The organism is Caballeronia pedi (genome assembly GCF_001544915.2).
GTDB classification, from domain to species: Bacteria; Pseudomonadota; Gammaproteobacteria; order Burkholderiales; family Burkholderiaceae; genus Caballeronia; species Caballeronia pedi.
The window spans coordinates 33,574-55,124 of sequence record NZ_FCOE02000031.1 but is presented as its reverse complement, the minus strand read 5'-3'; the positions used below and the strand labels follow the sequence as shown (position 1 = coordinate 55,124).

The following is a 21,551-nucleotide window of genomic DNA, read 5'->3' as shown; positions in this document are numbered from 1 at the left end:
GCCGGTCGTGCTGGTCGGGGTCGGCATCGCGGGCATCGCGTTACTGTGTCCGGCGCAGGCTCTTCGGGCGCAGCGGCTTGTTCGCCGGCGGCGTGGGACGCTCGATGCGCACGTAGAGCCGGAAGCGCTCGTCGCGGTCGGCGACGCGCCGGCCTTCCCACACGAGCTTCCACTGGAACGCCGACATCGACGACGGCTCGCCGTAATCCGCCGGGTCCTGGCGCAGGATCACGTCGCAGTCCTCGTCGAACGCGAAGTGCATGCCGCCGAAATAGGCGAAGGTGGCGATCTGTGCGTCGCCGAGACGCACGGGCGAGATGCAGGTGTAGTCGGGCGGCAGGTGATCGGCGATCTGCTCGGCCACGTCGCGGTACGTCCGGCTGTAGTTCACCACCGGCAGCCACAGCGTCATGAGCAGCACCCACATCAGCGTGGTGCCCGCGCTCGACAGCACGACGCTGCGCCACAGCACCTTCGGATGACGCGCCAGACGCCAGCGCGCGAGCAGGAACCAGCAGACGGTCACGGCCACCGCGCAAACAAACGAAATCAGCTTGAATTCGGAATGAAAGCCCGGCGCGAGGCGTGCGAGGTTGCGGGCCATCGACGCAGGGAAGCCGAACATGCCCGCGGTCCACACGAGCCACACCAGCGAGCCGATGATGGTGAAGCTCAGCATCGCGAACCAGTCGATCGCGTTGATCGCGCCGCGCTTCAACGTGGGCAGCGCGAAGGTTGCGAGCACGGAAAGCGGCGGCAGCAGGAGCATGAAGAGCCGGTTGGTCTCGTGCGCCTGCAGGACGACCAGCACGAGCAGCGGCCCGATGATCGACAGCGGCACGCCCACGTGCGGCGAGCGGCGCAGCCCGCCCCAGCTGACGAACGCCCACACCGCGAGCGGCCACGCGGGCCACGTGAAGAGCGGCAGGTTCTTGATCGCGTAGCCGAAGATCGAGCCCGGCGTGCCGGAGAAGAAGGAGAAGCTGTTGCGCCACCATTGGCGCAGCCACCATTCGCCGTCGTCGGGGAAATAATGCAGCGTCGGCAGCACCCATGCGGCGATCAGCACGATCGCGACCGGCAGGCCGTAGATCAGGAGGGGCGCTGCGCGCACCTGCTTCACGATGATGGTCATCGCCAGAGTGCAGAGCAGCAATGCGAATACGAGCACGGGCGAACTCGACAACCCGACCACGCCGATCGCCACGCCCCACACGATGCCGCCGTGGATCGGCTTGTCGAGGCTGCGCACGAGACCGTAGAGGAGCATCGCGGTGCCGGCGAATTGCGCGAGCTGCGGCGTGGTTTCGTGGCCGCGCTCGGCGAGGCCGAAGCACGCGAGCAGGATGAGCAACGCGCCATCCGCGAGCGTGCGGCCGTAGTCGCGCGGCTCGGGTTCGCCGCCGAAAGCGTATTTGAAGGGCTGCGCCTCGTCGCGGCGGCCGAGCAGATAGGCCGAATACCAGACGAACGCGCACGCGAGACAGAAGAGCAGGCCGGTGACCACGCGCGAGGCGTTGCTCGCGTCGACCCACGGGCTCAGCAGCCGGATGGCCGACGCGCCCAGCCAGTACATCAGCGGGCCGTCGGCGGTGGGCGCGCGGCCGACGAGGTTCGGCAGCAGCCAGTCGCGCGCGTCGCCGTTGGCCATCGTCCACATGACGCCGAAGCCCGCCGCATCCTCGTTTTTCCACGGGTCGCGGCCGAACAGACCGAACGACGCGTAGGTAATGCAGATGGCGAGCAGCAGCCAGCGCGGCAGGGCGCTGGTGGCGGAGGCGGTCAGACGAACGACAGATCGCATGCGAAGAGGCTTGATGGAAAACGGTCCGCTGATCTCGCGCAAGGCGAGCGTGGGGCTGGAGCAACCGGCATTGTAGTCGCGCGGCGGCTTTAAGGGCGGTTCATCGATGCTTGCCGTAACGGCGCGCAACAACGCTTACCAAATGCAGCTAAAAGCAGTCAGCGACAAAAAAGGGCAGCCAAAGCTGCCCTTTTTCCTTGAAGCCCGAAGCCGACTTACTTTTTGGTGGAGAAGCGAGCGAACTTGTTGTTGAACTTTTCGACGCGACCTGCCGTGTCCATGATCTTTTGCTGACCGGTGTAGAACGGATGCGATTCCGACGACACTTCGATCTTCGCGAGCGGGTAGGACTTGCCGTTGAATTCGGCGGTTTCGCGCGTCTGGATGGTCGAACGGGTCACGAACTTGAAGTCGTTCGACATGTCGACGAACAGGACTTCGCGATAATTCGGGTGAATGCCTTCTTTCATGGTCTTTCCTGGTATCTGGCGGTAGCCAACCCGCTGCGCTTTCGAAATGACCGCGCGAGTCACTTGCCTAGGGTCGAAAAACGGCGATTATGCCAGAAAATCAGTCGCTTGACATCTTTTTTGGGGCTCGGGCGCAGCTTACGGGGCGAGCGCGCCGACGCCCGCCGGGTCCTGCCGGTAGTAGCGCGCGAGCAGCCGGTAAAGCTCGGGATGCTCGGTCTCGAACGCCTGTGGCGTGACGAACAGCGCCTCGCTGCACACCGCGAAAAATTCCGAGGGATGATCGGCCGCATAGGGATCGATGAGCGATTCGCGCTCGAAGCGGCTCCAGCGACGCTCCGGCACGGCGTCCACGCGCGCGCAGAACTGGTCGTAGGCGTTGTCGAAGATGTCGGCCCAGGCGGTGGAATCGAGCGGTGCGTGCCAGCGGCGAAAGAGCGGCGGATGACCGTCGGCGACACCCGTCACCATGTCGATCTTGTGCGCGAACTCGTGGATCACGACGTTGTAGGCCTCCGAGCCATCGGCCATTTGCGCGTCCTCCCAGGAGAGCACGACCGGGCCGCCTTCCCATGCCTCGCCGCTCGCATCGTGCTCGACTTCGTGCACGACGCCGTCTTCGTCCTCCACTGTTTTCCGGATGATGAACTCGCCCGGATAGACGATCACGCCGACCCAGCCGTCATACAGATCGAGGTCGAGATTGAGCACGGGCAGGCAGGCTTGCGCGGCGATAGAGACGATCATCTGATCGGTCAGTTCGAGATCGTGCGCGGTCGAGAATTCCTTCTGCGCGATGAACAGGCTCGCGATCTCGCGCAGACGCCCGAGGTCGTTCGCGTCCAGATGGCCGAAGCACGGATAAGCGGCGAGCGTGCGCTGCCAGAGGGTGTCGTCGATTGCGTATTTGCGCAGCGCGCGCTCGCGGCGTTGCGCGCCGAACCAGCGGGTGAAAAGATTGGCCATCGGTCGTTCGGGTGACTTCGATACACCCGATTGTACGGAGCGGACTTTACGCGAGGCGTAAAAAAACCGCCTGACGAAGCAGGCGGTTTTGCTTGGGGCGCAGGGAAGATCAGCCGCCGCCGCGACGCATCATGTCGAAGAATTCGGCGTTGTTCTTCGTCTGACGGATCTTGTCGAGCAGGAATTCCATGGCTTCGACTTCGTCCATGTCGTGAATGAACTTGCGCAGCACCCAGACCTTTTGCAGCAGGTCCGGCTTGATGAGCAATTCTTCGCGGCGCGTGCCCGACTTGTTCAGGTTGATCGACGGATACACGCGCTTTTCCGCAAGGCGGCGTTCGAGGTGCACTTCCATGTTGCCGGTGCCCTTGAACTCTTCGTAGATCACGTCGTCCATGCGGCTGCCCGTTTCGATGAGCGCCGTGCCGATGATCGTGAGCGACCCGCCTTCCTCGATATTGCGCGCCGCGCCGAAGAAGCGCTTCGGACGTTGCAGCGCGTTGGCGTCGACACCACCGGTCAGCACCTTGCCCGATGCCGGCACGACGGTGTTGTAGGCGCGCGCGAGACGCGTGATGGAGTCGAGCAGGATCACGACGTCGTGCTTCATTTCGACGAGACGCTTCGCCTTCTCGATGACCATTTCGGCCACCTGCACGTGACGCGCGGCGGGTTCGTCGAAGGTCGACGCGATGACTTCGCCGCGCACCGAACGCTGCATTTCCGTCACTTCTTCCGGGCGTTCGTCGATGAGCAGCACGAACAGGATGACGTCCGGATGATTGGCCTTCACCGCATGCGCGATGTGCTGGAGCATCACAGTCTTGCCCGACTTCGGCGACGCGACGAGCAGGCCGCGCTGACCCTTGCCGATCGGCGAGATCATGTCGATGATCCGGCCCGTGACGTTTTCTTCGCCGCGCATTTCGCGTTCGAGCGGCAGCGGCTTGTTCGGATGCAGCGGCGTGAGGTTCTCGAACATGATCTTGTGTTTCGAGGCCTCGGGCGGCTGCCCGTTGACTTTGTCCACCTTCACGAGCGCGAAATAACGCTCGCCGTCTTTCGGCGTGCGCACTTCGCCTTCGATCGTGTCGCCGGTATGCAGATTGAAGCGGCGGATTTGCGACGGGCTGATGTAAATGTCGTCCGTACTCGCGAGATACGAGGTCTCGGGCGAACGCAGGAAGCCAAAGCCATCGGGCAGCACTTCGAGGGTGCCGTCGCCGAAAATCGTGTCGCCCGCTTTGGCGCGCTTTTTAAGAATCGCGAACATGAGTTCCTGCTTGCGCAGGCGGTTCGCATTTTCGATCTCGAGGCCATTGGCCATCTCGATCAGTGCAGACACGTGCTGAGACTTGAGCTCGGATAAATGCATACGGATTTCCCGCCGGGGAGAGAGGTACGACAGAAAGATTTGGGAGAAGAGGTGAGCGGAACCGCTCGAGACTTAATACTTCTTGAACTCTTGTGATTCTAGCATAGCACACGCCACAGGAGCCTCGGGTTGGCTTTGGGCGGGGCGTTTCGGCCGATGTTGTCGCGTGACAACATCGGCTGCATATCGGATGCGCCTGGCCGGTATGTCGGAGCGGCGCTTCGAATGCGTGAGGCGGGCGTCCGGATCGTGCCGACGCCCGCCGATGCTGCCGTTACAGGTTGCTGTCGAGGAACGCGGTGAGTTGCGACTTGGACAATGCGCCAACCTTTTGCGCGGCCACGGCGCCGTTCTTGAAAAGAATCAGCGTGGGAATGCCGCGCACGCCGAACTTCACCGGAGTCGACTGATGCTCGTCCACGTTGATCTTCGCGATCTGCAGGCGATCGCCGTAATCCTTCGCGACTTCGTCGAGGATCGGGGCAATCATCTTGCAGGGACCGCACCATTCCGCCCAGAAATCGAGCAGGACAGGTTTATCCGACTTGACGACATCCTGCTCGAAAGAAGCGTCGCTGATGTGCTTGATTGATTCGCTCATTGTCTGAATACCTCTATTGATTCGAGGCCCGCGTTTGAATGCTCGCCACGATACACCAAAACTGAAAAAATTTTTCGTCGCCAACGGGCAGGATTCGGCCCGCACGCCGTGCGCCGAAACGACTCGCAAGCGGCGGCGAATGATCCGCGAAAGGGCACGATGCACCGCTTCCGCACAATTCATTTGCCATCTTAGCCTACTTTGCTATCCGTTGCCGGGTGCTGATAGGGACGATCTGAGGGCGAAAACACGAAGCACAAGAGGGCCCGGAGCGGGCTATGGCGGCTCGCGTAATTCGCCGACGCCTTTCGGCCGAGTGTGTCCCCGTGGTATGATTCGTCGTGACGGGCCTCCTCGCATGGTGGCGCGGTCAACCTGGTCAGGTCGGGAACGAAGCAGCCACAGCCGTTTTCCACCAGTGCCGAGGGTCGGGCTCGTCACCTTCCGCTTTTCTTCTGCTGTTCCTCTCTCTTTTTTCCACGTCATTCGCTCCTTCCCGCGCCATTCGATCGCGCTGGTTTCGTGCGCTCCCGGGCCGCCGCGCAGCGCGCTCGATGCCTTTCGGCGCGGCGTTTGCGCGAGGGCGTTGCTGATACAATTTCGCGCATGACCTATCAAGTTCTCGCACGCAAATGGCGGCCGAAATCTTTCGAGTCGCTCGTCGGCCAGGAGCACGTCGTCCGTGCGCTCACGCACGCGCTCGATGGCGGCCGCCTGCACCATGCCTATCTGTTCACGGGCACGCGCGGCGTCGGCAAGACCACGCTCTCGCGCATCTTCGCGAAGGCGCTCAATTGCGAAACCGGCGTCACGTCGAAGCCGTGCGGCGTGTGCCGTGCGTGCCGGGAAATCGATGAAGGCCGTTTCGTCGATTACGTCGAAATGGATGCGGCCAGCAATCGCGGTGTCGATGAAATGGCGGCGCTGCTCGAACGCGCCGTGTACGCACCGGTCGATGCGCGCTTCAAGGTCTATATGATCGACGAAGTGCACATGCTCACGAACCACGCCTTCAACGCGATGTTGAAGACGCTCGAAGAGCCGCCGCCGCATGTGAAGTTCATCCTCGCGACCACCGATCCGCAGAAGATCCCGGTCACCGTGCTCTCGCGCTGCCTCCAGTTCAATCTGAAGCAGATGCCGGCGGGGCACATCGTGTCGCATCTGGAAAGCATTCTTCAGCAGGAGAGCATCGCGTTCGAGTTGCAGGCGCTGCGTCTTCTGTCGCGCGCGGCGGACGGCAGCATGCGCGACGCGCTCTCGCTCACCGATCAGGCTATCGCCTATTCGGCCAACCAGGTCACCGAGGAAGCCGTGCGCGGCATGCTCGGCGCGCTCGATCAAAGCTATCTGATTCGCCTCGTCGATGCACTCGCCGCCGGCGATGGCGCGCTCGTGCTCGCGATCGCCGACGAAATGGCGCTGCGCAGCCTTTCGTTCTCGACGGCATTGCAGGATCTCGCGAGCCTGCTGCATCGCATCGCGTGGGGGCAGTTCGCGCCGTCGTCGGTGCTGGACGAGTGGCCGGAAGCCGCGGATATCCGCCGCTTTGGCGAGGAACTTTCCGTCGAGCAGGTTCAGCTTTTCTATCAGATCGCCACGGTCGGGCGCAGCGAACTCGGTCTCGCGCCCGACGAATACGCCGGCTTCACGATGACGCTGCTGCGCATGCTTGCGTTCGAACCGGCGAGCGGGTCGGGCGGCGGCGTGGCCGTGAACGCGCCATCGGGTGCGAAGCCTGCGCGCAGCGCGGCGCTCGCGGGCGCACTGGCCGAGCGTGCGGTCGCACCCGCGCCGGTGGCGAAAGCCCCGACGCCTCCTGTGGAAGCCGTCGTCGTCAAGGCGAAGGAGACGCCATCGGTCGAAACAGTGGTCGAAAGCGCGAAGCCCGCGCCGACCATCGAGGCGAGCGAGCCGGTTCCCGCGAAACCTGCGCCGGTGCCCAGCGCCGCGCGTCAAGCCGTCGAAGAAGCCGCGCCCGTTGCTTCGCGTGTCGCGGAGCCCGAGGCCGCTGCGTCGCGCGCGGCCAGCGGCGCAAGCGGCGCAAGCGGCGCAAGCGCGGCGCTCGAAGTGCTGCGCAGCGCGGGCATGCGCCTTACGTCCGATCGCGGCGCGCGCGCCGCGCCGGCTGCGCCGAAGCCTGCCGCGCAACCCGCCGTCCAGGTTCAGGCGCCGACGCCGCGCCGCGCGCCGGCAACGCCTGCTGCGCCCGAGCCGAAGCCGGCAGCCAGCAAGGCGGGTCAATCGAAAGTCGTCCCGCCTTGGGAAGACATGCCGGCCGACGACTATCCGCCGGCGGGATCGGAAGACGAATATTTCATGCCGCCTGACGACGGCTTCGTGCCCGCCTTCGACAGCGGCCCCGACGACATGCGCTTCGGCGCGGAACCGGCAAAGCAGCCCGCGGCGCAGCCCGCGCCGGTCATCGACACGGCGCCGCTGCCGCCCGCCGTGCCGCTCGACGCGCTCGGCGTGAGCGTCGAATGGCCGGCGCTCGCGGTCGATCTGCCGCTCAAGGGCGTCGCCTATCAGCTCGCGTTCAACAGCGAACTGACCGCCTGCGACGCGAATTCCGTCACGCTCGCGGTCGCGGTGCAGATGTACACCGATGCCTCGCACGTCGCGAAACTCAAAACCGCGCTCACCGAGAAACTCGGCCGCGCGATCGAAGTCAGCGTCAATGTCGCGCCGGTGCGCCGCACCGCCGCCGCGCTCGATGCCGCCGACCGCGCGCGACGTCAACAGGAAGCCGAGCAGGAGATCAAGCAGGATCCGTTCGTGCAATCGCTGATCCGCGATTTCGGCGCGAGCATCGTGCAGGGTTCGATCAAGCCGATCGCCGCGTCGTCGGGCGCGAACCCGCCATGAACTGAAGCGCGCGGCGCGTTGTCCGACGCCGCGCATCCGCACTGAAAGTCGGGCGCGCACCTGCCGCGCGCTCGGGCCACACGTTTTCGAGCAAGGAGCCGAACCATGATGAAGAACCAACTCGCCGGGCTGATGAAACAGGCTCAGCAGATGCAGGAAAACATGAAGAAGGCGCAGGAGCAACTCGCGCAGATCGAGGTCGAGGGCCAGTCCGGCGCCGGTCTCGTGAAGGTGACGATGACCTGCAAGAACGACGTGCGTCGCGTGCAGATCGACCCGAGCCTGCTCGCCGACGACAAGGACATGCTGGAGGATCTCGTCGCCGCCGCGTTCAACGACGCCGTGCGCAAGGCCGAGGCCACCACGCAGGAAAAAATGAGCGGCATGACCGCCGGCATGCCGATGCCGCCGGGCTTCAAGCTGCCGTTCTAATCGCGCGCGCCGGAGCGAATCCGGCGCGTCATGAGGACACATGAAACAACCTTCCGCCCTGTCGGCGCTGGTCGAGGCGCTGCGCGCGCTGCCCGGCGTCGGACCGAAGTCGGCGCAGCGCATGGCGTATCACCTGATGCAGCACGATCGCGCGGGCGCCGAAAAACTCGGTGCATCGCTCCTGTTTGCGACCGAGCATCTGAAGCACTGCGAGAAGTGCAACACCTTCACCGAAGCCGACATCTGCGAAGTCTGCCTCGACGAGGAACGCGACCCGGCCTTGCTATGCGTCGTCGAAACGCCTGCTGATCAGATCATGCTGGAGCAGACGCTCACGTATCGCGGCCTCTATTTCGTGCTGATGGGGCGACTGAGTCCGCTCGACGGCATCGGTCCGAAGGAAATCCACTTCGAGCGGCTCATCGGCCGCGCGCTCGACGGCGTCGTGCAGGAAGTGGTGCTCGCCACGAACTTCACCAACGAAGGCGAGGCGACCGCGCACTATCTCGCGCAGACGCTCAAGTCGAAGGGACTGAAGGTCACGCGGCTCGCGCGGGGCGTGCCCGTCGGCGGCGAGCTGGAATATGTCGATGCGGGCACGATCGCGCGCGCCATGCTCGATCGCCGCTCCGTCTGAAGGAATCGAATCGATGACAGAAACCGAAGCTCTCGCGCTCGCGACGCATCGTCATTACAAGGGTGGCCTGTATCGCGTGATCGGTGTCGCGCGTCACTCGGAAACCGAGGAAGCGATGATCGTCTACGAGCATCTGTGGCCGCACGAGCGCGGCTTGTGGGTCCGCCCGGCCGCGATGTTCAACGAGACACTCGCCGACGGCACGCCGCGTTTCAGGCCGCTCGACATCCCGCTTTGAAGTCCGTACAAAAATAAGGGAGACGAAATCATGAGCGCATCGACTGGACCGCTCGCCGGCGTAAAAGTGCTGGAGCTCGGCACGCTCATCGCTGGGCCGTTCGCCGCGCGCTTCATGGGCGAATTCGGCGCTGACGTCATCAAGATCGAAGACCCCAACGGCGGCGACCCGTTGCGCAAGTGGCGCAAGCTGTATCCCGAAGTGGGCGGCACGTCGCTGTGGTGGGCGGTCCAGGCGCGCAACAAGAAATCGGTGACGGTGAATCTCAAGGCCGACGAGGGCAAGGAGATCGTGCGGCGGCTCGCAAAGGAAGCCGATATCGTCGTCGAGAATTTCCGGCCCGGGCTGCTCGAAAAACTCGGGCTCGGCTATGAAGTGCTGTCCGCCGACAATCCCGGCCTCGTGATGGTGCGTCTGTCGGGCTACGGACAGACCGGTCCTTATCGCGATCGTCCGGGCTTCGGCGCGATCGCGGAGTCGATGGGCGGGCTGCGTCACATCACCGGCTATCCCGATCTGCCGCCGCCGCGCATCGGCATTTCGATCGGCGATTCGATCGCCGCGCTGCACGGCGTGATCGGCGCGCTGATGGCGCTGCATCACCGGCAGGTGAACGGCGGCAAGGGGCAGGTGGTCGATGTCGCGCTGTACGAAGCCGTCTTCAACATGATGGAAAGCGTCGTGCCGGAATACGGCGTGTACGGCATGGTGCGCGAACGCACCGGCGCGTCGCTGCCGGGCATCGTGCCGTCGAACACGTATCCGTGCCGCGACGGCAGCATCGTGATCGGCGGCAACAGCGATCCCATCTTCAAGCGCCTGATGAACGCGATCGACCGCGCGGATCTCGCGGACGATCCCGCGCTCGCGTCGAACGACGGCCGCGTGCCGCGCACGCAGGAAATCGACGACGCCATCGCCGCGTGGCTCGCGACACGCAGCATCGACGAAGCGCTCGCGGTGCTCAATGCCGCCGACGTGCCGGCCGGGCGCATCTACAGCGTCGCGGACATGTTCACCGATCCGCAATACATCGCGCGCCAGATGCTGCAACGCTTTCCCTGGCAGGACGGCCGCGAGATCACGCTGCCGAACGTCACGCCGAAACTGTCCGAAACACCCGGCGAAACGCGCTGGCTCGGTCCGCAACTCGGTGAACACACGGATGAAGTACTTCAAACGCTCGGGTATGATGCCGACGACATTGCGCGGCTGCGGGCGGCGAAGGTGATCTGAGCCTTCAGCTGAAGCGCGCTGACAACGATGAAAACAGGAGACAAGAGACGATGAAACGCAGAACGTTCATCGCGAGCGGCGCCGTGCTCGCGGGCAGTGCCTGGTCGGCGATGCCGCTCGCATTCGCGCAGAGCAAGCCCGAGCAGGCGAAGGTATCGATCGCGGTCGGCGGCAAGAATCTCTTCTACTATCTGCCGCTCACGATTGCCGAGCGCCGCAATTATTTCAAGGACGAAGGGCTCGAAGTCGAGATCGCCGATTTCGCGGGCGGCGCGAAGGCCTTGCAGGCGGCGGTTGGCGGAAGCGCGGACGTGGTGTCCGGCGCGTTCGAGCACACGCTGCTGCTGCAGGCGAAGAGCCAGTATTTCCGCGAATTCGTGTTGCAGGGGCGCGCGCCGCAGATCGTGCTTGCAGTCTCGAAGAAGACCATGCCGAACTACAAGTCGGTCGCGGACCTGAAGGGCAAGAAGATCGGCGTGACGGCGCCGGGTTCGTCGACGTCGATCATGGCGAGCTTCGTGCTCGCGCAGGCAGGGTTGAAGGCGAGCGATGTGTCGTTCATCGGCGTGGGTGCGGGCGCGGGCGCGATCGCCGCGCTGCAGTCCGGCCAGATCGACGCGATCGCCAATCTCGATCCTGTGATGACCAAGCTCGACCGTGCGGGCGATATCCGTATCGTCTCCGACACGCGCACGCTCGCGGATACCGTCAAGGTGTTCGGCGGCAACATGCCGGCCGGTTGCCTGTATGCATCGCAGAGCTTCATCACGAAGAATCCCAGCACGACGCAGGCGCTCACCAACGCGATGGTGCGCGCGCTCAAGTGGCTGCAAACGGCATCGGGCAAGGACTTGATTTCGACGGTGCCGGAAGGCTATCTGCTCGGCGACCGCGCGCTCTATCTCGATTCGTGGCAGCACGTGAAGGAAGCACTGTCGCCGGACGGCCTGATGCCCGCCGACGGTCCCACGACCTCGCTCAAGACCTTGCAGGCCTTCGACGAAACCGTGAAGGGCAAGCCGATCGACCTGTCGAAGACCTGGACCAACGACTTCGTGAAGAAGGCGCTTGCCACCGTCAAGGTCTGACCGATGAGCGCGCCTTCGATACCCGCGCTCGCGCTGGAAGACGTCACCTGCACGTTCGCCTCGCGTGAGCGTCGCAGCGATCGCTACACCGCGGTGCGCGATACGAGTCTCGCGATCGCGCCCGGCGAATTCGTTTCCGTGGTCGGGCCGACGGGCTGCGGCAAGTCCACGCTGCTCAACGTATCGGCGGGACTGCTCGAGCCTTCGTCGGGCACGGTGAGCGTCTTCGGCGACCCGCTTCTTGGCATCAACCGGCGCGCGGGTTACATGTTCCAGGCCGATGGCCTGATGCCGTGGCGCTCCGCGCTCGACAACGTGAGCGCCGGCCTCGCGTTTCGCGGCGTGCCGAAGGCCGAAGCCGACGCGCGCGGCGAGGAATGGCTCAAGCGCGTGGGACTCGGCGGCTTCGGCGACCGTTATCCGCATCAGCTTTCGGGCGGCATGAGAAAGCGCGTCGCGATGGCGCAGACGCTCATCCTCGATCCCGACATCATCCTGATGGACGAGCCGTTCTCCGCGCTGGATATCCAGACCCGTCAACTGATGGAGAACGAACTGCTCGATCTGTGGGCGGCGAAGCGCAAGGCCGTGCTCTTCATCACGCACGATCTGGACGAAGCGATCTCGATGTCCGATCGCGTGATCGTGCTGTCGGCGGGGCCGGGCACGCATCCGATCGGCGAGTTCGTGATCGATCTGCCGCGCCCGCGCGATGTCGCCGAAATCCGCTCGCATCCGCGCTTCGTCGAATTGCACGCGCAAATCTGGGGCGTGTTGCGCGAGGAAGTATTGAAGGGCTATCAGCAGCAACTGAAGCCCGCCGCCGACTGAGACAAGACCGACCATGTGGAACAAGCTGCGCCCGAATCGGGCGAATCTCATCGTGTGGCAATGGCTGTTGCTGCTCGTGTGTTTCGCGCTGTGGTACGCGCTGACGAGCCCGACGCTCCTGCCGCCTTTCTATTTCGACGACGCCAACAAGGCCGCGTTCTTCTTCGGCGAGCCACAGAAGGTGCTCGTGCGAATCTGGGAGTGGTTCACCGGCGGCGAGATCTATATCCACCTGTGGGTGACGCTGATCGAAACGGTGCTGGCGTTCGTGATCGGCACCGTGTTCGGACTCGGGGTCGGTCTGTGGCTCGCCCTCGCGCCGACGATGAGCGCGCTGCTCGATCCGTACATCAAGGCCGCCAACTCGATGCCGCGCGTGATCCTCGCGCCGATCTTCGCGGTGTGGTTCGGGCTCGGCATCTGGTCGAAGGTCGCGCTCGGCGTGACACTCGTGTTTTTCATCGTGTTCTTCAACGTCTATCAGGGCGTGAAGGAAGTGAGCCCGGTCGTGCTGGCCAACGCGCGCATGCTCGGCGCGAATCGCCGGCAACTGTTGCGGCACGTCTATCTGCCGAGCGCGACGAGCTGGGTGTTTTCCAGCCTGCATACGTCGGTCGGGCTGGCGTTCGTGGGCTCGGTGGTCGGTGAATATCTCGGCTCGGCGCGCGGCGTCGGCTATCTGATCCTGCAGGCCGAAGGCACTTTCGACATCAACACGGTGTTCGCCGGCATTCTCGTGCTTACGGCGTTCGCGCTCGTGCTCGACGGGCTCGTCGCGCTGGTCGAGCGGCGGCTCATGAAGTGGCAGCCGAAGAGCGGAGAAACAGAAAAGCTCTGATGGAACGCCTTCACGTGCCTGCGCGCATGTGACAAAACATGTCAACCCTGACCCGACATATCGGTTATCTTGACACGGCGCCGCGCGTCGGGTCGAGGCGGACTCGAGGTGCTTTGAGGTGAATCAGCGCCGGGCGCACATGAATCTGTAACGCACACCAGGCAACACTCTGTATTTGGGCGCTCACGCGCGGGATCGGCGCGGCGTTCATCCGCGCGATCCCGCGAGAACAACAATGAAACTGAGTACCGACACTTCGATAGCGGTGGTGTTGCCATCGCCGATCGGCGACAGCCTCATCGGGCTCGTCCTCGTCAACAATCTCATCCGCAACGGTTACAGGCCCGTCGTGTTCGGCTGGGTGGCGGAGCAGCTCGCCGACTGGTTTCCGCATATGGCCGTCGGGCAACCGGACGCATGGCGCGGTGCGTTCGACACCGTGATCGAACTGCGGCCGACCAGCTACGCTTCGACGCTGAGCCGTTCGGGCAAGACGCTCTGCGTCGCGACGCTGCCGGAGTATGGCGGCTCGAAGCACATGGTGGATCGTATCGTCGAGATCGCGACGAAGGTGCTGGGCCTGCGCGACGTGACGCGCGCGAACGGGCTCGTCGTGCCGGCGGGCGTCATGCAAGGGCGGTTCGCCGATCGGGTCGTCATTCATCCAACTGGCAGTCATCCCGAGAAGATGTGGGGGCGCAAAAAATTTCTCGCGCTGTCGCGCGTGCTCACGCGTCGTCAGTTGCAGCCGAGCTTTCTCGTCGCGCCCGACGAATTCGGCGTCTGGGGGGATATCGCCGAGCACGGCTGCGAAGTCAACGCGCTGCCGCGTCTGAATGAAGTCGCGACGTGGATCGCCGAGTCGTCCTGGTTCATCGGCAACGATTCCGGGCTCGGGCATCTCGCGTCGTGCATCGGCGTGCCGACGCTCTCGCTTTTCATGCGCCGGGGCCTCGCGCGTTCCTGGCGTCCGGGTTGGGGTCCGGGCGCGATCGTGTTGCCGCCTTCGGTGTTGCCGTTCGGCGGGCTCAAGGAGCGGTTATGGCAGCGCCTGCTTTCCGTACGGCGTGTGATGGCCGCTTTTCAGGCGCTGCATTGCACGCATGCGCGCACGGCGCATCGATACGCGCCCGCCGGTTTCGGTGACGCGAACGCAACGCAGGCGGCGCGCATCGGCATGGTGCCCGGCGCGCAATCGCGGCGTTTGTAATCCGTCGCGGTTACATCGCGAAGCGTGTGTAGATGCGCCAGCAACGAAGCGCGCGCCACACTTCGCTCGCGTTGGTCGCGCCTTTCAACATGGCGCGGAAATGACCGGACCGCAGGAATTGACGCGCGACCGACTTGCGCAGTGCGTCGTCGTGCAGGCGCTTTCGAAGCAGATGCAGAAGATGGCCACCCTCACGATTCGCCTGGCGCAACAGAATGCGGCTCAGATGCCGATCGGTCCGCGGATCGAGCGCGGCTGCCACGAGCGCGTCGATGACGCGCAGATAACCCGCGGCGCGGCGCGCAACGGCGGCCGGCGACGGCGCGTTCGTGATCGATAGCGGATTGCGTCGATATCCGTAGAACGGTTCGCGCACGAAACCGACACGCTGTACGCGCAGCGCCAGTTGCAGCGACCAGATGATGTCCTCGTGCACGACGTCCGGCTCGAAACGAAGGCTGTGCTTTTCGACGAACTCGCGTCTCACGCATTGCAGCCACACGCAAACGACCCAGTCGTCGCCCGGCACGGTCCGTTCGAGCCACGTCGTGCCGCTGCAGATTTCGCCCCACGGCTGCCCCGCGTACATCGGCTGCGGGTCGACGGCAGGCGGCAGCGCATCGAAGCCGAAGCCATTTCCGATGACGACATCGAGACCCTGCTCGCGGCCGTGGCCGATCCAGCTGCGCAACGCGCCGGGCTTCATCCAGTCGTCGCCATCGGCGAACACGATCCATTCGCCGCGCGCGAGCGTCAGTCCGACATTGCGCGCCGCCGATACACCACGATTTTCCTGCTTCACCACACGCACGCGCGCATCGCGCGCCGCGATCGATTCGAGCACGGCGAGACTGCCGTCCGTCGCGCCGTCACAGATCGCAATGACTTCGAGTTCGACGCCTTCCTGATCCAGCACGGAGCGGAGTTGCGCTTCAAGCCACGGCTCGCAGTCGTAGACCGGCACGATGACGCTGACGTCGGGACGGGTGCTCGTCATGTCTGAATTGAAGCTTTTCGAAAGCGCGCGATGATAGCAGGCCGCACATCACGGCTCGATCACGATCTTGCCGGTCACGCGGCGCTTCATCATGTCGTCGAGGGCTTGCGGCGTCTCATCGAGCGAATAGCGTTTCGTGACGACCGGGCGCAGCTTGCCGGCCTTGATCCAGTCGACCATCGTCGCGAACTCCTGATCGGCGAGTCCGTGCTCGCGCTGCATGTGACCACCCCAGAACACGCCGACGATGCTCGCGCCTTTCAGCAACGCGAGGTTGAGCGGCAGCTTCGGAATCTCTCCATTCGCGAAGCCGACGACCAGATACCGCCCGCGCCAGCCGATGCTGCGAAACGCGGGTTCGGCATACGCGCCGCCGACGGGATCGAAAATGACATCCGGCCCGTTGCCACCGGTCAGCGCCTTGATGCGTTCGCGCAAATCTTCCGTCGCATAGTCGATGACCTCGTCGGCGCCATGCGCGCGGCAGAACGCGAGCTTCTCCGCGCTCGATGCCGCTGCGATCACGCGCGCGCCGACGATCTTGCCGATCTGGATCGCCGCGACGCCGACGCCGCCCGCCGCGCCCAGCACGAGCAGGGTGTCGCCGGCCCGCAGCGCGCCGCGATCGACCAGCGCGTGGTACGAGGTGCCGTACGCGAGCGTGAACGCGGCGGCGTCGGCGAGATCGACGTCATCGGGCAGCGCTATGCAATCCGCTTCTTTCGCGCGCGCCTGTTCGGCGAACGCGCCCTGCGCGGTGTAGGCGGCCACGCGCATGCCCGGCGACAGGCGCGTAACGCCCGCGCCCACTTCGCGCACGATGCCCGCGAACTCCGCGCCCGGCGTGAACGGCAGCGGCGGCTTGAACTGGTACTTGTTCTGGATGATCAGCACGTCGGGGAAATTGACGCTCGCCGCTTTCACGTCGATGACGACTTCGCCCGCTTCCGGAAGCAGGTCGGGCAGCGTTTCGATGGAAAGGGTGTCGGGCAATCCGTGTTCGTTGCAGCGTACGGCGCGCATGGCGTCTCCTCTTGGAAAAGTGGCCTCAGTGTAGGGCAGGGACGACGTCGCGAGCGAGCCTGCGAGTGGTCGTCGCGCCATGTTCCTCGGTTACAATCATCGGATGCGAATCCTACTCAGCAACGACGACGGTTATCTGGCGCGCGGCATCAATGTGCTGCACGAGGTCCTGCAGCCGCTCGGCGAAGTGACCGTGATGGCGCCGGAGCAGAACTGCAGCGGCTCCTCCAACTCGCTTACGCTGTCGCGGCCGCTGAGCGTGCATCAGGCGCCGAACGGTTTCAATTTCGTGAACGGCACGCCGACCGATTCCGTGCATATCGCGCTCACCGGCATGCTCGAGCAGCAGCCGGATCTCGTCGTGTCGGGCATCAACAACGGGCAGAACGTCGGCGAGGACACGCTGTATTCGGGCACGGTCGCGGCGGCCACCGAAGGCTTCATGTTCGGCATTCCGGCGATCGCGTTCTCGCTCGTCGGCCGCGACTGGCTCCATCTCGAAGACGCCGCGCGGGTCGCCGCGGAGATCGTCGCGCATTTCCTCGAACATCCGATGCCGGGCCATCCGCTGCTGAACGTGAACATCCCGAGCCTGCCTTACGATCAACTGCGCGAATGGAAAGTGACGCGCCTCGGCAAGCGTCATCCTTCGCAGCCGGTGATCCGCCAGAGCGATCCGCGCGGCAATCCGATTTATTGGATCGGCCCGTCCGGCGACGCGCTCGATGCCAGCGAAGGCACCGATTTCCACGCGGTCGCGAACGGTTTCGTCTCGATCACGCCGCTGCAACTCGACCTGACTCATACGAAGCTCATGGCCGAGACGCGCGAATGGGCCCGTGCCGGGAGCGGTCGCACATGAGCGAGGAGCGCGCCAAGCGCTTTCCGCTGGCGCTCGCGGATCTGGTTCGCGAGCCACGCAAGCCCGCGACGCGCGCGCAGGATCCGCGCGGCAAACCGGCCGCCGTTTCAGCGCTCAAGTCGACGCCGATGCAACCGGCCAAGGCGTCTCCATCACGCGCACCGAATGCGCCGATGAAGAATCCCGCCACTGCGGCGGCATCCGCGAAGCCGGCCACGTCCGTTTTTCCCGCGCGTTCCGAAACGAAGTCGACGATTGGCACGGCGAAACCGGTTCCGTCCGCGAGCAAGAATCATGCGTCTCACGCGCCGCGCGTGAGCGCATTGCGCGCCACGCCGCGACCGGCCGAGCGCGACCCGGCTCCCTCCGCGACCGTGACCCGCAAAGGTGCGCCCAACGTCGCGCTCGCGAGCACGCAGACGCTCACGTCGGAACGGGTGCGCGAGCGCATGGTCGAACGGCTGCGCTCGAACGGCATCACCGATCCGCGCGTGCTGAACGCGATGTCGGTCGTGCCGCGCCACATGTTCGTCGATCCGGGGCTCGCCGCGCAGGCTTACGAAGACGCCGCGCTGCCGATCGGTCATCACCAGACCATCTCGAAGCCGTCCGTCGTCGCGCGCATGATCGAGCTGGTCGCGACGGGGCGCGCGTTGAACAAGGTGCTGGAGATCGGCACGGGCTGCGGCTATCAGGCGGCCGTGCTGTCTCAAGTCGCCACAGAGGTTTATTCGATCGAGCGCGTGCGTCCGCTGTCGGAGCGCGCCAAGCTCAACCTTCGGCCGCTGCGCGTGCCGAATATCCGGCTGCATTACGGCGACGGCCGCCTGGGCCTGTCCGCGGCTGCGCCGTTCGACGCCATCGTGATCGCCTGCGCGGGCCTCGACGTGCCGCAGGCCTTGCTCGATCAACTGGCGGTGGGCGGCAAGCTCGTCGCGCCGGTCGGATCGCAGGCCGCGCAGTCGCAGGTGCTGACGCTCGTCACGCGCGTGTCGGCGTCACAGTGGCGGGAAGAGCAGCTCGATCGCGTCTTTTTTGTACCTTTAAAATCCGGAGTGATTTGACCCGATGAGTATCCTGCGTGCTTTGCGAGAAGGAAGTGCGGACCAACGCCTGAGCGCGGCGCAGCGCGGCGTGTGCGTGCTGGCGTTGTCCGCGCTGGCGGCGTGTTCGACGCGCATGGACATGGCGCCGGTCGTCGACAGAACGGGCGCGCCCATCGGCACGACGGCGGCCCAGACGCCTGACAACGGTCCGCCGCCGCCAGGCTATTACCGTGTAAAACCGGGCGACACCCTATATCGGATCGCACTGGAAAACGGTCAGAATTATCACGACATCGCAACGTGGAATAACCTGACCAACCCGAACCAGATCGAAGTCGGGCAGTTGATGCGTGTGGCGCCTCCGGGCGCGAATCTCGCCGCGGCTACTCCTGGTGTGGCGACCGCGCCGATCATCGGCGGCGGCGTGCAGACGCAGCCGCTCAATGGCGCGAACGCGTACGCCACGCCGCAAGCGGGCGCGGCCGCGCAGCCGCCGTACTACGGTCCGAATTCGGGCATGGGCGCCGCGCCCGGAACCCCGGGCGCGGCGTCGACGCCGGGCGTGCCGGCTGCGCCTGGCGCGGACGCGAACGCGACGGCGCCCTCGGGCCAGCCGGCGTTCATCTGGCCGGCGCGCGGGCCGATTCTCGGCACGTTCGACGACGCGAAGAACAAGGGTTTGAATATTGGCGGTGCGGCGGGAGACGCGGTCAATGCGTCGGCGGATGGCCGGGTCGTTTATTCCGGAAATGGGCTGCGCGGCTACGGCAATCTCATTATCATCAAACATGACGCGACTTTTCTCACTGCGTACGCACATAACCGCGCTTTGATGGTAAAAGAAGGAGACGCGGTAACTAAAGGGCAGAAGATCGCTGAGATGGGGAACAGCGATTCGGACCGCGTGATGTTGCATTTCGAAGTTCGCCGGCAGGGAAAACCTGTTGACCCACTTAAGTATTTGCCGCCGCAATAAAGCGAAACCATCATGCCAAAAACGAAGCGCCGCCTGCCGCAAGCCGAGACTGAGACGATCAGCCGACCTTTGCAAGTGTCGGTGGAAGACGGTGCTTCGACTCATGACGACGACATCGATAACGTCGATGTCGATGTCGACTCCGAGGAAGAAGGTTCGAGCCGCGGCAAGGGCAGCGACGAAGCGAGCGAAGGCGCGAGCGAGCCCCAGCCGGACGCCGACGATTTTCGTTCGCTCCTGCAGGCCGAACTCACGGCCGACACCATTCAGCATTACCTCAACCGCATCAGCGTGAAGCCGTTGCTGACGGTGGAGGAAGAGCAGCGCTATTCGCGGCTCGCGAAGGCGGGCGAATTCGAGGCGCGGCAGGTGATGATCGAGCGCAATCTGCGGCTCGTCGTCAGTATCGCGAAGGGGTATCTGAATCGCGGCGTGCCATTGCTCGATCTGATCGAGGAAGGCAACCTCGGCCTCATGCACGCCATCGAGAAATTCGACCCGACGCGCGGCTTTCGTTTTTCGACTTACGCCACGTGGTGGATCCGCCAGAGCATCGAACGCGCGATCATGAATCAGGCGCGCACCGTGCGTCTGCCGGTGCACGTGATTCGCGAGCTCAATCAGGTGTTGCGCGCGAAGCGGCATCTGGAAAAAAATTCCGCCAATTCGGCTGACAGCGTCGCGCCCGAGCGCCGCGATGCGAGCATCGACGATATCGCGTATCTCACCGGCAAGACGCCCGAGGAAGTCACCGATATCCTCGCCCTCAACGAGCACACGGCTTCGCTCGACGCGCCGCTCGATCTCGATCCAGGCAGCAGCCTGCTCGATCTGCTTTCGGACGATCAGAGCCAGTCGCCCGACGCGGAAGTGCAGCATCGCGAACTGGAATCGCTCACGCGCCTGTGGCTGTCGCGCCTGTCCGATAAACACCGGCACGTGATCGAACGGCGTTTCGGGCTGAACCATATCGAACCCGCCACGCTCGAAGAACTCGCCGATGAAATGGGCCTCACGCGCGAACGCGTGCGCCAGATCCAGCAAGAGGCGCTCGTGCGGCTCAAGCGCTTTTTCGCCTCCAACGGCGTTCGCAAGGACGCCGTGCTCTAACGCTTTGGCGACGCCCTTCAAAAACGGGGCGTCGCGTTTCAGGATTCAATGACACCGATTCTCGTTTTCGACATCGAGACCATCCCCGATGTCGACGGCATTCGCCGTCTCGAAGATCTGCCCGACGATCTCTCCGATCGCGAGGTGGCCGAACATGCGTTCGAAGCACGCCGCGAGCGCGTCGGCAATGATTTTCTGCCGCATCATCTGCAACGCGTCGCGGCGATTTCCTGCGTATTTCGCGACAACAGCGGCTTTCGCGTGCGCTCGCTCGGCACGACCGCCGACGGCGAAGCGGCGCTCATCCAGTCGTTCTATCGCGTGATCGAAAAGTACACGCCGCAGCTCGTCTCGTGGAATGGCGGCGGCTTCGATCTGCCCGTGCTGCATTACCGCGCGCTGGTGCACGGCATCGCCGCGCCGCGCTACTGGGACCTCGGCCAGGACGACCGCGAATTCAAGTTCAACAACTACATCGGCCGCTATCACATGCGGCACATCGACCTGATGGACGTGCTCGCGATGTATCAGGCGCGCGCCAACGCGCCGCTCGATGCGCTCGCGAAGCTGTGCGGCTTTCCCGGCAAGCTCGGCATGGACGGCGGCAAGGTGTGGGACGCCTATTGCGACGGTCAGATCGACGAAATTCGCAACTATTGCGAAACCGATGTGGTGAATACTTACCTCATGTACTGCCGGTTTCAGATGATGCGCGGCGGCTTCACGCCCGACGAATACGCCGACGAAATCAATTTCGTGAAGAACGCGCTCGCGCAGGAATCGTCGCCGCACTGGGCCGAGTATCTGGCCGCGTTCGGCAGTTGACGCGGTGACGTTCGTCTACAATCTCGCCTTTGCCATTCGTTAGCCAGGAAGTACGCAGGTGTCTGAAGCTGCCCGAAAAACTCCCCATCGCCGCCGCGCCGCGCCGGCCAAATCCGTC

Annotated in this window: 21 protein-coding genes and 1 other RNA gene; 15 read left to right on the top strand and 7 right to left on the bottom strand. The window is 64.3% G+C overall.

Features of this window, described 5'->3' with window-relative positions; genetic code table 11:
• Positions 1 to 40: 40 nt before the first annotated feature.
• The 5 genes from AWB80_RS31710 to trxA all read right to left on the bottom strand — a co-directional run bounded on the left by AWB80_RS31710 (position 41) and on the right by trxA (position 5,216).
• Positions 41 to 1,804: an ArnT family glycosyltransferase gene (locus AWB80_RS31710; protein ID WP_061178631.1), complete on the bottom strand. Its 1,764-nt coding sequence runs from the start codon at positions 1,802 to 1,804 to the stop codon at positions 41 to 43.
• Positions 1,805 to 2,019: 215 nt separating this feature from the next.
• On the bottom strand, positions 2,020 to 2,274 hold the full coding sequence (locus AWB80_RS31705) for a type B 50S ribosomal protein L31 (RefSeq protein WP_061178668.1): 255 nt from the start codon (positions 2,272 to 2,274) through the stop codon (positions 2,020 to 2,022).
• A 138-nt stretch (positions 2,275 to 2,412) separates the two neighbouring features.
• The gene (locus tag AWB80_RS31700) at positions 2,413 to 3,240 is read right to left on the bottom strand and encodes a M90 family metallopeptidase (RefSeq protein ID WP_061178630.1); all 828 of its coding nucleotides are present in this window, start codon (positions 3,238 to 3,240) and stop codon (positions 2,413 to 2,415) included.
• A gap of 109 nt (positions 3,241 to 3,349) precedes the next feature.
• A complete protein-coding gene (rho, locus tag AWB80_RS31695) occupies positions 3,350 to 4,615 on the bottom strand; it encodes a transcription termination factor Rho (RefSeq protein ID WP_035501035.1) in 1,266 nt (421 codons plus the stop codon).
• A 274-nt stretch (positions 4,616 to 4,889) separates the two neighbouring features.
• On the bottom strand, positions 4,890 to 5,216 hold the full coding sequence (gene trxA / locus AWB80_RS31690; protein ID WP_008349330.1) for a thioredoxin TrxA: 327 nt from the start codon (positions 5,214 to 5,216) through the stop codon (positions 4,890 to 4,892).
• Between the two features lie 343 nt (positions 5,217 to 5,559).
• On the opposite strand from trxA, the gene ffs reads away from it, so the two are divergent.
• The 10 genes from ffs to AWB80_RS31640 all read left to right on the top strand — a co-directional run bounded on the left by ffs (position 5,560) and on the right by AWB80_RS31640 (position 14,594).
• Positions 5,560 to 5,658, top strand: an RNA gene (ffs, locus tag AWB80_RS31685) — signal recognition particle sRNA small type.
• Between the two features lie 164 nt (positions 5,659 to 5,822).
• The gene (locus AWB80_RS31680; RefSeq protein ID WP_061178629.1) at positions 5,823 to 8,084 is read left to right on the top strand and encodes a DNA polymerase III subunit gamma/tau; all 2,262 of its coding nucleotides are present in this window, start codon (positions 5,823 to 5,825) and stop codon (positions 8,082 to 8,084) included.
• A gap of 105 nt (positions 8,085 to 8,189) precedes the next feature.
• On the top strand, positions 8,190 to 8,516 hold the full coding sequence (locus AWB80_RS31675) for a YbaB/EbfC family nucleoid-associated protein (RefSeq protein ID WP_061178628.1): 327 nt from the start codon (positions 8,190 to 8,192) through the stop codon (positions 8,514 to 8,516).
• A 40-nt stretch (positions 8,517 to 8,556) separates the two neighbouring features.
• Complete coding sequence (recR, locus tag AWB80_RS31670; protein ID WP_061178627.1) at positions 8,557 to 9,153, top strand: recombination mediator RecR; 597 nt, start codon at positions 8,557 to 8,559, stop codon at positions 9,151 to 9,153.
• A 13-nt stretch (positions 9,154 to 9,166) separates the two neighbouring features.
• Entirely contained in the window at positions 9,167 to 9,391 is a 225-nt protein-coding gene (locus tag AWB80_RS31665; RefSeq protein WP_061178626.1) for a DUF1653 domain-containing protein, read from the top strand.
• Positions 9,392 to 9,421: 30 nt separating this feature from the next.
• A complete protein-coding gene (locus AWB80_RS31660) occupies positions 9,422 to 10,627 on the top strand; it encodes a CaiB/BaiF CoA transferase family protein (RefSeq protein ID WP_061178625.1) in 1,206 nt (401 codons plus the stop codon).
• A 50-nt stretch (positions 10,628 to 10,677) separates the two neighbouring features.
• Positions 10,678 to 11,715, top strand: a complete 1,038-nt coding sequence (locus AWB80_RS31655; RefSeq protein ID WP_061178624.1) for an ABC transporter substrate-binding protein — start codon at positions 10,678 to 10,680, stop codon at positions 11,713 to 11,715.
• 3 nt (positions 11,716 to 11,718) lie between these two features.
• Entirely contained in the window at positions 11,719 to 12,546 is an 828-nt protein-coding gene (locus tag AWB80_RS31650; protein WP_061178623.1) for an ABC transporter ATP-binding protein, read from the top strand.
• Between the two features lie 13 nt (positions 12,547 to 12,559).
• Positions 12,560 to 13,384, top strand: a complete 825-nt coding sequence (locus tag AWB80_RS31645) for an ABC transporter permease (protein ID WP_061178622.1) — start codon at positions 12,560 to 12,562, stop codon at positions 13,382 to 13,384.
• 235 nt (positions 13,385 to 13,619) lie between these two features.
• A complete protein-coding gene (locus AWB80_RS31640) occupies positions 13,620 to 14,594 on the top strand; it encodes a glycosyltransferase family 9 protein (protein WP_061178621.1) in 975 nt (324 codons plus the stop codon).
• Positions 14,595 to 14,604: 10 nt separating this feature from the next.
• On the opposite strand, the gene AWB80_RS31635 is transcribed toward AWB80_RS31640, so the two are convergent.
• Both AWB80_RS31635 and AWB80_RS31630 read right to left on the bottom strand, forming a co-directional pair.
• Positions 14,605 to 15,591: a glycosyltransferase gene (locus tag AWB80_RS31635; RefSeq protein ID WP_061178620.1), complete on the bottom strand. Its 987-nt coding sequence runs from the start codon at positions 15,589 to 15,591 to the stop codon at positions 14,605 to 14,607.
• Between the two features lie 48 nt (positions 15,592 to 15,639).
• Positions 15,640 to 16,614 carry an NADPH:quinone oxidoreductase family protein gene (locus tag AWB80_RS31630; RefSeq protein ID WP_061178619.1) on the bottom strand — a complete coding sequence of 325 codons (975 nt, stop codon included), beginning with the start codon at positions 16,612 to 16,614 and terminating at the stop codon, positions 15,640 to 15,642.
• A 103-nt stretch (positions 16,615 to 16,717) separates the two neighbouring features.
• Here AWB80_RS31630 and surE point away from each other — a divergent pair, with 103 nt between their 5' ends.
• From surE to AWB80_RS31605, 5 genes are read left to right on the top strand one after another with little or no spacing between them, the layout of a single operon-like run.
• Positions 16,718 to 17,476, top strand: a complete 759-nt coding sequence (gene surE, locus AWB80_RS31625) for a 5'/3'-nucleotidase SurE (RefSeq protein WP_061178667.1) — start codon at positions 16,718 to 16,720, stop codon at positions 17,474 to 17,476.
• A complete protein-coding gene (locus AWB80_RS31620) occupies positions 17,446 to 18,540 on the top strand; it encodes a protein-L-isoaspartate(D-aspartate) O-methyltransferase (protein WP_425266902.1) in 1,095 nt (364 codons plus the stop codon). The genes surE and AWB80_RS31620 overlap by 31 nt, the downstream gene beginning before the upstream one ends.
• A 4-nt stretch (positions 18,541 to 18,544) precedes the next feature.
• Positions 18,545 to 19,498: a peptidoglycan DD-metalloendopeptidase family protein gene (locus AWB80_RS31615; protein WP_061178617.1), complete on the top strand. Its 954-nt coding sequence runs from the start codon at positions 18,545 to 18,547 to the stop codon at positions 19,496 to 19,498.
• Positions 19,499 to 19,510: 12 nt separating this feature from the next.
• The gene (gene rpoS / locus AWB80_RS31610; RefSeq protein ID WP_061178616.1) at positions 19,511 to 20,608 is read left to right on the top strand and encodes an RNA polymerase sigma factor RpoS; all 1,098 of its coding nucleotides are present in this window, start codon (positions 19,511 to 19,513) and stop codon (positions 20,606 to 20,608) included.
• Positions 20,609 to 20,656: 48 nt separating this feature from the next.
• Complete coding sequence (locus AWB80_RS31605; protein WP_061178615.1) at positions 20,657 to 21,433, top strand: 3'-5' exonuclease; 777 nt, start codon at positions 20,657 to 20,659, stop codon at positions 21,431 to 21,433.
• The last annotated feature ends 118 nt before the right edge of the window (positions 21,434 to 21,551 follow it).